A 13306-nucleotide genomic window follows, 5' to 3' on the forward strand; every position below is an offset into this window, starting at 1 on the left:
TATTTTTCAGAAAACCAAGATTTTAGGCATTTTTTTGCTCTAAAACCTTTATTTTATGGCTTTTGTAGCATTTTTCAGCCATTTTTTCTCTTCTTCATCGAGATAAGGAGCCAATCTTGCATACACTTCAGCATGATAATCATTGAGCCATGCAATCTCTTCCGGCAAGAGCATCTCTACATCTATCGGAGTGGTGTCGATCGGACAGAGGGTAAGGGATTCTATCTGCAGGAACTTACCGAATTCTGTCTCCTTATAATCTTGAATCAGTACGGTATTCTCGATTCTCACGCCGAACTTTCCAGCAAGATAGAGTCCTGGCTCATCTGTCAGCGTCATTCCTGCACGGAGAGGTGCTGGCATATATTCCATACGAACCTGATGAGGGCCCTCATGCACATTCAGATAAGAACCTACACCATGTCCGGTACCGTGCAGGAAGTTCAGGCCTTCTCTCCACATGCATTCTCTGGCAAGCGCATCCAACTGAGTACCAGAAGCTCCATCCGGGAATTTTGCCAGCTCCAGCTGGATGTGTCCCTTGAGCACCAAGGTGTAGATATGCTTCATCTCGTCTGTTACTGGACCAAGAGCGATGGTACGGGTGATGTCTGTAGTTGCATCCTGATACTGGGCTCCAGAATCCAGCAGAAGGAATCCTTCCGGCTTGAGCGGAATATCGGTCTCCGGAGATGCCTCGTAATGCACGATAGCTCCATGCTCCTGATAACCTGCTATTGTATCAAACGAGATGTCGCGGAACAAATCCTGCTCAGCACGCAATGCTGTCAACTTCTTATCGATGGAAATCTCGGTTTCACCTCCAGCTTCCACAGCAGGGAGCAGCCATTTCAGGAACTTGACCATTGCCACACCATCACGTACCATCGCTCGGCGATAGCCAGCAATTTCAGCTTCACTCTTCACAGCCTTCATAGCTGGGATTGGAGAGTTCTGGGAAATGATCTCCTGACATTTCACGGTTTTCCAAAGATGATAACTGGTTTCATTGCCACCCAGGAGAATATTATATTCTGCATACTGCTTCAATCCCTCTTCCACCTTATTATAATTATATACAGAGATACCAGCTTCCTGAAGATAAGCACGAATCTCACCTGTAAGCTTAGCCTCATCTACAAAAAGCGACACCTTATCAGATGCAATCAGAAGATAACTAACGAATACCGGATTGCAATGCACATCCGTACCACGCAAGTTCAAGGTCCAGGCTATATCATCGAGTGCAGACACCAGCATACCATCAGCATGAACACCTCGCAAAGCCTTTCTGACTCGAGCTATCTTAGAAACGGCTGTCTCACCGGCAAAACCCATAGGCTGAATCTCCACCGGATTTTCCGGAATAGCAGGACGATTTTTCCATATCTCCTTCAATGGATCAAAATTAGTGCGCAAGGTAATACCACCCTCCTTACGCAAATCAGATATAAGTGCCGAGGTCATTGCGTATGAGTTGACCATACCATCCAGTCCGACCTCTGGAGATGCAACATCTGCCAATTCCTTTCCCAGCCATTCAGCAACAGTAGGAGTTCCAGGAATTTTGAGCTTCATTAATTGGAACTCAGTTCCATCCAACTGTTCTTCTGCCGCAAGGAAGTAGCGGGAGTCTGTCCACAATGCAGCAGAGTTCATGGTTACCACAGCGGTACCAGCCGATCCGTTGAATCCGGAGATCCAAGCTCTGCCGAGCCAATGGTCTGCCACATACTCACTCTGATGAGCATCCGTACTAGGGAAGATAAAGGCAGCCAGATGTTCACGCTTCATCACTTCCCTCAAGCTAGCTAATCTTAGATTGATTTCGTTCATAATTGCCAAGTATTGATAATAACATATTCGATTTTCATGCCATTTACCGCCTCCAGAGCAGAGGAAATAACGGCATTTTGCTAATTAGAGATTACAAAGATACTAATTTTAAGAATTAATCACAAATTTAAGCGTAAAATAATGCACGATTTACATTACTTTTTATTAATTTTGCGGTCGGAAAGCTAAAAGTGCGAGATTTACGGTCTTTTTAACCGATAGCAATCCCAAAAAGCAAGGGCTGCGACCAGGTGCCGTCTACCCTAACAAGAAATTTATAAACACTTAAATAAAAAATTGTAGTTATGGAATTTTTAACAAATGACAAGCTCGTTATCGTCGGTGCAGGCGGTATGATTGGTTCTAACATGGTTCAGAGCGCTTTGATGCTCGGTCTTACTCCAAACATCTGTCTTTATGATATCTTCGAGCCAGGTGTACATGGTGTATTCGATGAGATTCAGCAGTGCGCATTCCCAGGTGCAAACATTACTTATACAGTAAATCCAGAGGAAGCTTTCACTGGTGCTAAGTACATCATCTCTTCTGGTGGTGCTCCTCGTAAGGAGGGTATGACTCGTGAGGACCTTCTCAAGGGTAACTGCAAGATCGCTGCTGAGTTCGGTGACAATATCAAGAAGTACTGCCCTGAGGTTGAGCACGTAGTTGTTATCTTCAACCCAGCTGACGTTACAGCTTTGACAGCTCTTATCCACTCTGGTTTGAAGCCAAATCAGTTGACTTCACTCGCAGCTCTCGACTCTACTCGTTTGCAGCAGGCTTTGGCTCTCGAGTTCGGTGTACAGCAGGATAAGGTTACTGGCGCTCACACTTACGGTGGTCACGGCGAGCAGATGGCAGTATTTGCTTCTCAGGTTAAGGTTGACGGCAAGCCATTGGCAGAGATGGGTCTTTCTGACGAGCGTTGGGAGGAGATCAAGCACCACACAGTACAGGGTGGTTCTAACATCATCAAGCTCCGTGGTCGTTCTTCATTCCAGAGCCCAGCTTACAATGCAGTTAAGATGATCGAGGCTGCTATGGGTGGCGAGAAGTTCACATTGCCAGCAGGTTGCTACGTTAATTGCGACAAGTGCGGCTTCAAGAACGTAATGATGGCTATGCCTACTACTATCGACAAGACTGGTGTTCACTTCACAGAGCCTACAGGTACAGAGGAAGAGCTCGCTAGCCTCGCTAAGTCTTACGAGCACCTTTGCAAGATGCGCGATGAGATCGTAGAGCTTGGCATCGTTCCTCCAGTAGCTGAGTGGAAAGAGATGAACCCTAACTTGTAATTCTCCACTTCGGATTTTTAGAAGTTAACTCGATAAGGGCTGAATCGTGAAAATGCTTCATGATTCAGCCTTTTTTGATTTTCATTTTTCCTGCCTTCAGCAACTTTATCCGCAAATACGCCATAAAGTTACACTTTTCTGTAAATCGGGTTATACGACTTTGGCATTATTTTTGTAATTTTGCAAACAGAAATAACAAATAAGAAAGGATAATAGATAATTATGGAACAGATAAAGAACAAATCATTCGGAGGCGAGCGCCCTCTCTTCGGTGCTCACGATGTACGCCTGGAGAACATCACAATTACAGATGGCGAGTCGGGCATCAAGTGCTGCAAGAACATAGAATGCCACCATTCCAAGTTTTATGGCAAATACCCTTGGTGGCATGTGGATGGCTCCCTCATCACAGACTGCTACTTCGCCCCAGAGAGCCGTTCGGCCATCTGGTATAGTGATAATATGGTGATGAAAGACTGCACCATCGATGGTCCTAAGTTCTTCCGCGAAATGAAGAACCTGGAATTGGAGAATGTCAACATCACCGATGCAGACGAGACTTTCTGGAAGGTAGATGGTCTGAAACTGAAGAACGTAAAGCTTCACGACGGCACCTATCCATTCATGTTTTCCAAGAACATCTACATAGATGGATTGGAGAGCGACTCCAAGTATGTATTCCAATACTGCAGCAACGTAGAGATTCACCATGCCAAGATTACAACCAAGGATAGTTTCTGGGAGTGCGAGAATGTGACGGTTTATGATTCAGAACTGAATGGCGAGTATCTTGCCTGGCACAGCAAGAACATCAAGTTCGTACGTTGCCACATCAGCGGCGAACAGCCACTCTGCTATATGGACCATGTCACACTCGAAGACTGCACCTTTGACAAGGAATGCGACCGCGCCTTTGAGGATTGCATGAACATCAATGCACACATCAAGGGAAGCATCACCAATATCAAGAACCCTATTTCAGGAAGAATTGAGGCAGACGAAGTGGGAAGCGTAACCTACACAGAGTTTGCCAAGGCGCCTAAGGGAGCATGTGAGATCATCGACCATTCGAAATAGCAGAAGCATTCATTGCGATTCTGTATTCCCTTAAACAAAATAAGCATTGCCATTAAGGAGAATTGTTCTTAGTATTAAGAGAAATCTCCGTTCATAAACGTTGAACGGACATTCAAAAGCGTTGAACGGAGATTTTGATGAAGGAAAAGGAGATTTATCCTACGAGCAATGAAGAAATAACATAGATAGAAAACAAATATGAAATACAATTTTGATGAAATCATCGAACGCCGCGGTACCAATTCCTATAAATGGGATCTGGTAAAGGAAGACGGCGTTATTCCGATGTGGGTAGCAGACATGGATTTCCAGACCGCTCCCTGCATCATCGAAGCTCTGCAGAAGCGTGTAGCTCACGGCATCTTCGGCTACACCCTCGTACCTGATTCTTACTACGAGGCAATCATCAACTGGTTCTCCCGCCGCCACCAGTGGAAGATAGAGAAAGACTGGATTCTCTATACTTCGGGCGTAGTACCAGCCATCTCCAGCTGCCTGAAGGCTATCTGCATGCCAGGCGAGAAGGTTTTGGTGCAGACTCCTGTGTATAACTGCTTCTTCTCCTGTATCAAGAACAGCGGCTGCGAAGTGGAAGAAAATGAATTGAAGCGTGTGGGTAACTGTACCTACGAGATAGATTTTGAGGATTTCGAGCGAAAGTGTGCTGACGAGAAGACCACTGCCTTCATTCTCTGCAACCCTCACAACCCAGCCGGTAGAGTATGGAAGAAAGAGGAACTGGAACGAATGAACGACATCTGCCTCAAGCATAACGTGAAGATTATCGCCGATGAAATCCACTGCGAGCTCGTCATGCCTGGCTATCACTACACTCCATTTGCCAGCATCAGCGAAGCTTGCCGTGACAACTGCGTGGTACTGAACTCACCTTCAAAGTCATTCAATATTGCCGGACTCCAGATTGCCAACATCATCTGTCCGGATGCAGCATTGCGCCGCCGCATCAACCGTGCCATCAACATCAACGAAGTATGCGATGTCAATCCATTCGGTGTCATCGCTCTCCAGGCTGCCTACAACGAGGGTGAGGAATGGCTCGACGAACTGAACCAATATCTCTACGAGAACTATCAGGCAGTAAAGGAATTCTTCAATTCTGAGTTGCCGCAGGTTCGCGTTACCCGTCTTGAGGGCACTTATCTGGTTTGGCTCGATATCCTGCCATTCGAGTTATCAAGCGACGAGGCTTACGAGAAACTGATGAATGACGGCAAGGTTTTCGTCAACAGTGGTACGATGTATGGCAGAAAGGCTGGTCAGGGCTACCTGCGCCTCAACATCGCCTGTCCTCGCAAGACCCTGATGCAGGGTTTGATTCGCATTGCACGAGTTCTCAGCCAGTATATGGATGAAGAGGATTTGAGCGGATGCCCTGCATAATGAAGCGAATAAAGAGAAAAGAATTCTAAATACAATGTTTAAAACAAGATAATATGGAAAATGAAGTTTTAAAAGCCATTAAGGAGAGAAGAAGCATTCGTCGCTTCAAGGCTGACCAGATTACCGACGAGGAGTTGAAGACAGTTTTGGAAGCTGGCACTTGGGCAGCTACCGGTCATGGCACTCAGGAGCCATTCATCATAGCAGTTCAGAATCCTGAGATTTGCGCACAGCTTCGCAAGATGAACGCAGACATCATGGGTGTAGAGAGTGATCCATACTACGGAGCGCCAACCATCGTCATCGTCCTGGCTCCAGAAAGTAATGTGAACGGAGTAAAAGACGGCAGCCTCATCTTGGGCAATATGATGCTTGCAGCCCACTCCATCGGTCTTTCTTCCTGCTGGATCAACCGTGAAGACGGTATGTTCGCATCAGAGGAAGGCAAGAAGTTGATGAAGGATTGGAATCTTCCTGAAGGTTTGATGGGAGTAGGAGCCCTGGCTTTGGGTTATGCTTCTGCACATCCTCATACCGTAATGCCCCGCAAGGAGGATTACTACCGCATCATCAAATAGAAAAAGCATAATACAAGCATGGAATGAAACAAATAGAATTCTATGCCAAACATCAAAAAAGGTCTCATGATTTTCAAAAACCATGAGACCTTTTATATATTATAATGTAACCTTAGCCAAAACCTTGTCTGTGGCTCCCGAAAGGCTCGCTACGAAAGCACCAGCCTCATCGCCAGCCTGCTTCAGGAAAGCTTCATCGTTCATCAGCTTGCTCATCAAGCCCTCAAAATCCTCATAGTCGTTGATTTCAAAACCGCCACCCGACTTCAGCAAGCCCTGAGCTTCCTGGAATTTCTTGTTGTTCGGACCAAAGATAACCGACATATTCCATACAGCGGCCTCCAGGGTATTATGAATACCCACACCGAAACCACCGCCGATATAAGCCACATCACCATAATTATACATGCTGCTCAGCAATCCGAAGCAATCGATAATCAGCACATCAGCCTTGGCTGCCTCCTCAGGAGTAGTCTGCGTATAGCGCACCACCTTCTTATCCTTCAAGAGAGAAAGAATCAACTTCAGATGCTCCTCGGCAATCACATGAGGCGCAATCAGCAGTCGCCAGTCCTTATGCTCATTGAAGAAGCGGATGAAGATTTCCTCATCTGGAGGCCATGAACTACCTGCCACGAAGACCTTATAATCCGGACGAGTTGTTTTTTCTGAAGAAACATCAGAAGAAACCGAAGCTTTTTCTGCCGAAATAGCCACCCCGCTTCTGAAAGCCTCGCAGATAGGCAGATGTTTAGCCGCCTGCTTAATCTGGAGCACACGGTCGAAACGAGTATCTCCTACCACATCCACATCCTTGATTCCGATGCTCTCCAGCAATCTCTTGCTTTCCTCGTTCTGCACGAAGAAACGGGTGAAGCATTTCAGAACATTCGCATAACTCCTGCCATACCACTTGAAGAATACCTGATCCTCGCGGAAGATACTGCTCACACTATAGGTAGGAATGTTGCGATGCTTCAGAATATGAAGGAAATTAGACCAGAACTCATACTTGATGAAGAAAGCCATCACAGGGCGTACCAGGCGAAGGAAACGGATAGCATTCAGACGGGTATCCACAGGCATATAGCAGATGATGTCGGCACCCTCATAGTTCTTGCGCACCTCATAACCCGAAGGAGAATAGAAGGTGAGCAAAATCTTATACTGAGGATAATCCTTACGAATACGCTCCATCAACGGACGTCCCTGCTCGAACTCACCGAGCGATGCTGCATGAAACCAAATGTACTTAGCGTTAGGATCCACCTTCTGCTTCAATATCTTGAAAGCTTCACGCTCGCCACGCCACATCTTGCGTACCTTTTCATTAAACAGACTGGCGATGGCTATGCCCAATAGGACGAAATATATTACGATATTATAGATCATGATATTACTTTTATTGGTTAGTATCTATAAATACGTGAACTCTCTGAGGAACATTCAGCCCGACGGCAAAAGTTCCTCAGAGAGATGTTTATTGTGAATTAACCCAAAACTTCGATAGCCTTGCGAAGGCGACGCAAAGTCTCCTCCTTACCGAGGAAGGCAGAGATGTCGAACATACCTGGACCCTTGCCCTCTCCTACGAGAGTCAGGCGGAAGGCATTCATTACATCACCGAGCTTATAGCCCTTGTCCTCTACCCACTTCAATACGACAGGCTCCTGACCCTCGATAGAGAAGTCCTCGATGCCCTCGAGAACCTCAGCGAGTTCAGTCATCTGCTGAGCAGAATACTCCTTCCAGCGCTTCTTGGCAGTCTTGGCATCATACTCTGTAGGAGGAATAAAGAAGAATGAGCACAATGGCCACAACTCATAGACGAAGTTCACACGGTCCTTCATCATGTGTACCACCTGCTTTACTCTATCCAAAGTCTCCTCTACACCATTGTTAGCCACGATAGGTGCAAAGAGGTTGGCAATCTCATCATCACTCTTCATGAGAATGTACTCATGGTTGAACCAGATGCCTTTCTTGAAGTCGAACTTGGCACCAGCCTTGGAACAGCGGGAGATATCGAAAGCCTTCACCAACTCATCGAGAGAGAAGATTTCCTGCTCCGTACCAGGGTTCCAGCCGAGGAGCGCCAGGAAGTTGACTACAGCCTCTGGGAAGTAGCCACTCTCACGATAGCCTGAAGAAACCTCACCGGTCTTAGGGTCGTGCCACTCCAATGGGAATACAGGGAAACCGAGGCGGTCACCATCACGCTTGCTCAACTTACCCTTACCCTCTGGCTTGAGAAGCAAAGGAAGGTGTGCGAAGCGAGGCATAGTATCCTCCCAACCGAAAGCCTGATAAAGGAGAACGTGCAATGGGGCACTAGGCAACCACTCCTCACCACGAATCACGTGAGAGATTTCCATCAAGTGGTCGTCCACGATGTTTGCCAAGTGATAAGTTGGCAATTCATCTGCACTCTTATAGAGCACCTTGTCATCCAGGATATCACTCATCACCTTCACGTCGCCACGAATCATATCGTTGACATGAATTTCCTGTCCAGGTTCAATCTTGAAACGTACTGTATATTGCTTACCGTCTGCGATGAGCTGATCTACCTCCTCCTTGGAAAGGGTGAGAGAGTTGCGCATCTGCATACGGGTATGAGCATCGTACTGGAAATTCTGAATCTCAGCACGCTTAGCTTCCAGCTCCTCTGGAGTATCGAAAGCGATGTATGCCTTACCATTGTCCAAAAGCTGCTGTACATATTTCTTATAGATATCACGACGCTCGCTCTGACGATAAGGACCATGCTCGCCACCGAAACTCACACCCTCATCAAACTGGATACCGAGCCACTTGAAAGATTCCAGGATATATTCCTCGGCTCCTGGTACGAAACGATGAGAGTCTGTATCCTCGATACGGAACACAAGCTCACCACCATGCTGGCGAGCAAACAAATAATTATAAAGGGCGGTACGGACACCACCAATGTGCAGTGCTCCCGTTGGACTTGGGGCAAAACGCACTCTTACTTTTCTATCTGCCATGTCTTATTTTATAGCTATTTTTGAATTTTTCTGCAAATTTACAGTTTTTTTTGCGATTATAATAGTTTTTTTTCGTATTTTCGCACTGTAAAAAGGAATTAATGGGAGAAATGCTGATTTTTTGCTCAATATTTGAGAAAATGAGCAGCTTTTTAGCCCAAAAACGTCACAAACCATAAAGCGTAACAAACATGAGTATATTCAACAATCTCGAGGAGAATTATTGGCGCAACCTGATCACCAAGACCATTCTCGTTATCTTTACAGTTGCCATCATTGTCTGGTTTTTGCCACGCAATGAGGGCAGACAGTTCCGTTACGATGTGGGAAAACCTTGGATGTACGGTTCAGTGATTGCCACCTTCGACTTCCCGATCTACAAGACCGACGAAGCCATCAAGCACGAGCAGGATTCGCTGCTGCGGCAATTCCAGCCGTATTACACCGTGAACACCAATGTCGGCAATGAACAGATCAAGCGTTTTCTCCACGACTTCAGCCAGGGCATTCCAGGACTTCCGAAGGAATACGTGGAACTCATAGCCAACCAGCTGAAGCAGGTTTATCAGACGGGCATTGTCAGCACGCCTGAATATAACCGTATCTACAAGGATTCTACCAGTATGATACGCATCATCAGCGGCAAGAACGCCAAGAGCTTTCCTATCGGTAACTTCTACTCTACCATTGCCGCCTATGAGCACATCTTCTTTGATGAGAAAATATCAGCACAGCGGCAGATTCTCTCCCGCTGCAATCTCAACGACTATGTGGAACCCAACCTTATATATGATAAGGAACGATCGGAGGCAGAACGAACAGACTTGCTGAGCAGCATACCGCTGGCAAGCGGTATGGTGATGAGCGGACAGAAAATCATCGACCGAGGCGAAGTAATCAATGATTATACTTACCGAGTGCTTACCTCTTTCGACAAGGAGACGAAGCGCCGAAGTTCTACAGAGGACGAGCTTACCACCACCATCATCGGCCAGGCACTCTTCGTACTGATTCTCGTGATGATGTTTACCTTTTATCTCACGCTCTTCCGCAAAGACTACTTCGACAAGCCACGCAGCATCACCATGCTCTATGCGATGATTACGCTGTTCCCAATCTTTGTGTCACTCATCATGAAGCACAATTTCTTCAGCGTATATATCATCCCATTTGCCATGGCACCTATCTTTGTGCGCGTCTTTATGGATTCACGAACGGCTTTCATCACGCATGCCACGATGATTCTCATCTGTGCGGCAGCTGTGAAATACCAATATGAATTCATCATCGTGCAGCTGGTTTCCGGCTTGGTTGCGATTTACAGTCTGCGCGAATTATCCAAGCGCTCGCAGATATTCTTCACTGCCCTCCTGGTTGCCATCAGTACCACTGTGGTATATGTGGCCCTCCAGCTGATGCAAGACAATCAGGTGTTCAATATCGACCGCAGCATGTACACCTATTCCACCATCAATGGAATCTTCCTGCTGCTCGCCTATCCACTGATGTACATCATCGAGAAGACGTTTGGTTTCACTTCTAATGTCACACTCTTCGAGTTGTCCAACACCAACAAGGGGCTGCTGCGCAACCTGAGCGAGATTGCTCCTGGTACATTTCAGCACTCCATCACCGTAGGTAATCTGGCAGCGGAGATAGCCAACCGTATTGAGGCAAACAGTCTGCTGGTACGTACCGGAGCACTCTATCACGATATCGGCAAGATGACAAACCCGGTATTCTTTACGGAGAACCAGGCAGGAGTGAATCCACACGACCAGCTGAGTGATCTGGAAAGTGCCCAGATCATCATCAGTCACGTAACAGAAGGACTGAAGATGGCAGAAAAGGTAGGTTTGCCGGGTATTATCAAGGACTTCATCACTACTCACCACGGCTCAGGTATTGCCAAATTCTTCTATGTAAACTATTGCAATGCCCATCCTACGGAAATAGTAGATAAGTCACTGTTCCAATATCCGGGACCCAATCCGTTTACCCGAGAGCAGGCTATCCTGATGATGGCGGATACAGTAGAAGCAGCTTCCCGCTCACTGAATGAATATACGGAAGAAAGTATCAGTAATCTGGTAAACAAGCTCATCGATGGACAGGTGGCAGATGGATTCTTCAAGGAATGCCCGATTACCTTCCGTGACATTGCACTTGCCAAGCTGGTGCTTATCGATCGTCTGAAGGCGATTTATCATACCCGCATCTCCTATCCTCACATGAATGTGAAGGAGAATCAAAGCATGAAAAAGGAGGAAGAAGCTCCTCAAGCTGAAACCGACTCACAAAAGCCTTGAAAACAGCTCACTTTTCAAGGTTTCTAAACTTACTATAAAAGCTTTCAAATGGCCCAAGAAGCTGCACAGAACTTAAAGTCTGTGCAGATTCTTGGGCTATTTACGTTAATATACATTAAATCTTATCCAGACATTAAGGCAAAATAGAACATTATAGTTACCTTTGCGGACGTTTTTATTTAATATTATTAAGATGAAGAAACTAAAATTAGTTAGTTTAGCCATTGCGATGGCCTGTGCAACGCCTTCTTTGGCAGGTGGTTTGCTCACTAACACCAATCAGCACGTTGCATTCAACAGAATGATGAGCCGTGAGGCTTCAATTGGTATTGACGGCGTTTACTACAATCCAGCCGGCGTTGTATTCATGGGTGAAGGAAAGCATCTTGCCATCAACTGGCAGTTGGCTTACCAGACACGTAGCATTGAAAATGATTATCCATTGTTCACCAACAATGTGAACAATCCTACTACTCCACGCGAGTTCAAGGGTAAGGCGTTTGCACCTGTTATCCCTTCTTTCCAGTATGCTTATAATAAAGGCAGATGGTCACTCCAGGCAGGTTTCGCCCTCACTGGTGGCGGTGGAAAGTGTACTTTCGACGATGGACTGGGCTCTTTCGAGAAGATTGTAGCTGAGACAGCTTTGGCAGCTTGCCAGTTGGCTGGTGCTGTAGACCAGGTTGCAGCACAGTATGGTGTACCAGCTGTTTTCACTAGCGACAAGAGTTTCGGTAAGGAAGGCAAGTATAGCTACAACAGTTATATGCATGGTCGCCAGTACTACTATGGTCTCTCTCTGGGTGCCGCTTATAAGTTCAGCGACAACTTCAGTGCATTCGCAGGCGTACGTGGTGTCTATGCTTCTACCAACTATTATGGATATGTAGAGAACATCAAGGTTGGCGCAATGCCTCTCTATATGGTACTCGACCCTACCAAGAAAACAGCAGCTAACATCGAGTTGAGCTGTGACCAGAGCGGTGTGGGCTTCACTCCTATCATCGGCGTGGATTTCAAGACTGGCAAGTGGAACTTCGCTGCCAAGTATGAGTTCAAGACTCGTATCCGCCTGAAGAACAAGTCTGTAAACCAGGTTCCAAGTATCGGTAACCTTCCAGACAACCTCCGCAATGCTTATATTGTTAATGGCGTACCTGAGCAGGCTGCAGATGCTATCATCGGCAACCCAGTTATTCAGGGAGCTATGGGACAGTTGAAGACTCAGTTCGATGCTAAGCTCGAAGAGGCTATCGGTGAATACGCAGATGGCAAGAAGATTGCAGGCGATATTCCTGCTTACCTGGCACTCGGTGTAGGTTACAGCCCTGTAAATGCCGTACGTGTAAACGTTGGTTTCCACTGGTTTGATGACAAGCACGCTACATCATACAACAATCGTCAGGAGAAGTTGGACCGTGGTACCTTGGAGTACAATGCAGGTGTTGAGGTGGATGTCAACAAGAAAATTACCTTGAGTACAGGTTGGCAGAACACTAACTATGGCTTGAGCGATGAGTATATGGACGACAAGTCTTTCGTTGTTGGTTCTAACTCTGCTGCTATCGGCGGTGTTTATCACATCAACAAGAAGATGGATCTGAACGTGGCTTACTTCCACACCTTCTACCAGCACAAGAAGACTTCAGAGAAAGTTCAGCTCAGTGCAAACCAGAGCATCAACTACAACTCAGACTACACACGTAACAACAATGTGTTTGCCGTTGGTCTTGACATCAATTTCTAAAAAGAATTCACATTCTTTTCAAAAGAAAATACATAACTACAATTATAAAGGC

At 46.3% G+C, this 13306-nt stretch carries 9 protein-coding genes; 6 read left to right on the forward strand and 3 right to left on the reverse strand.

Features of this window, described 5'->3' with window-relative positions; translation table 11 throughout:
* Nucleotides 1-48: 48 nt before the first annotated feature.
* The gene (locus tag DXD25_RS07310; RefSeq protein ID WP_117662553.1) at nucleotides 49-1836 is read right to left on the reverse strand and encodes an aminopeptidase P family protein; all 1788 of its coding nucleotides are present in this window, start codon (nucleotides 1834-1836) and stop codon (nucleotides 49-51) included.
* A 305-nt stretch (nucleotides 1837-2141) separates the two neighbouring features.
* Between DXD25_RS07310 and DXD25_RS07315 the strand changes: the two genes are divergently transcribed.
* The 4 genes from DXD25_RS07315 to DXD25_RS07330 all read left to right on the forward strand — a co-directional run bounded on the left by DXD25_RS07315 (nucleotide 2142) and on the right by DXD25_RS07330 (nucleotide 6190).
* A complete protein-coding gene (locus DXD25_RS07315) occupies nucleotides 2142-3134 on the forward strand; it encodes a malate dehydrogenase (protein WP_117662555.1) in 993 nt (330 codons plus the stop codon).
* Between the two features lie 222 nt (nucleotides 3135-3356).
* Entirely contained in the window at nucleotides 3357-4211 is an 855-nt protein-coding gene (locus tag DXD25_RS07320; RefSeq protein ID WP_117662557.1) for a DUF3737 family protein, read from the forward strand.
* Between the two features lie 198 nt (nucleotides 4212-4409).
* Complete coding sequence (locus tag DXD25_RS07325; RefSeq protein ID WP_089543946.1) at nucleotides 4410-5612, forward strand: MalY/PatB family protein; 1203 nt, start codon at nucleotides 4410-4412, stop codon at nucleotides 5610-5612.
* A 53-nt stretch (nucleotides 5613-5665) separates the two neighbouring features.
* The gene (locus tag DXD25_RS07330) at nucleotides 5666-6190 is read left to right on the forward strand and encodes a nitroreductase (RefSeq protein ID WP_117662559.1); all 525 of its coding nucleotides are present in this window, start codon (nucleotides 5666-5668) and stop codon (nucleotides 6188-6190) included.
* A gap of 99 nt (nucleotides 6191-6289) precedes the next feature.
* Here the strand turns inward: DXD25_RS07330 and DXD25_RS07335 are convergent, their stop codons facing one another.
* Together DXD25_RS07335 and gltX are read right to left on the reverse strand one after the other, a co-directional pair.
* The gene (locus DXD25_RS07335) at nucleotides 6290-7579 is read right to left on the reverse strand and encodes a 3-deoxy-D-manno-octulosonic acid transferase (protein ID WP_117662601.1); all 1290 of its coding nucleotides are present in this window, start codon (nucleotides 7577-7579) and stop codon (nucleotides 6290-6292) included.
* 101 nt (nucleotides 7580-7680) lie between these two features.
* Nucleotides 7681-9198: a glutamate--tRNA ligase gene (gene gltX, locus DXD25_RS07340; protein ID WP_117662561.1), complete on the reverse strand. Its 1518-nt coding sequence runs from the start codon at nucleotides 9196-9198 to the stop codon at nucleotides 7681-7683.
* Between the two features lie 191 nt (nucleotides 9199-9389).
* Between gltX and DXD25_RS07345 the strand changes: the two genes are divergently transcribed.
* On the forward strand, nucleotides 9390-11507 hold the full coding sequence (locus DXD25_RS07345) for an HD family phosphohydrolase (RefSeq protein WP_117662563.1): 2118 nt from the start codon (nucleotides 9390-9392) through the stop codon (nucleotides 11505-11507).
* A gap of 193 nt (nucleotides 11508-11700) precedes the next feature.
* Nucleotides 11701-13254: an OmpP1/FadL family transporter gene (locus DXD25_RS07350; protein WP_117662565.1), complete on the forward strand. Its 1554-nt coding sequence runs from the start codon at nucleotides 11701-11703 to the stop codon at nucleotides 13252-13254.
* The last annotated feature ends 52 nt before the right edge of the window (nucleotides 13255-13306 follow it).

The organism is Prevotella sp. TF12-30, assembly GCF_003436715.1.
Classification (GTDB): Bacteria; Bacteroidota; Bacteroidia; order Bacteroidales; family Bacteroidaceae; genus Prevotella; species Prevotella copri_A.

Bases quoted from the DNA above. Each gene is read 5' to 3' on its own strand.
- DXD25_RS07310 (WP_117662553.1), bottom strand. From the start codon at position 1,836: ATGAACGAAATCAATCTAAGATTAGCTAGCTTGAGGGAAGTGATGAAG.
- DXD25_RS07315 (WP_117662555.1), top strand. From the start codon at position 2,142: ATGGAATTTTTAACAAATGACAAGCTCGTTATCGTCGGTGCAGGCGGT.
- DXD25_RS07320 (WP_117662557.1), top strand. From the start codon at position 3,357: ATGGAACAGATAAAGAACAAATCATTCGGAGGCGAGCGCCCTCTCTTC.
- DXD25_RS07325 (WP_089543946.1), top strand. From the start codon at position 4,410: ATGAAATACAATTTTGATGAAATCATCGAACGCCGCGGTACCAATTCC.
- DXD25_RS07330 (WP_117662559.1), top strand. From the start codon at position 5,666: ATGGAAAATGAAGTTTTAAAAGCCATTAAGGAGAGAAGAAGCATTCGT.
- gltX (WP_117662561.1), bottom strand. From the start codon at position 9,198: ATGGCAGATAGAAAAGTAAGAGTGCGTTTTGCCCCAAGTCCAACGGGA.
- DXD25_RS07345 (WP_117662563.1), top strand. From the start codon at position 9,390: ATGAGTATATTCAACAATCTCGAGGAGAATTATTGGCGCAACCTGATC.
- DXD25_RS07350 (WP_117662565.1), top strand. From the start codon at position 11,701: ATGAAGAAACTAAAATTAGTTAGTTTAGCCATTGCGATGGCCTGTGCA.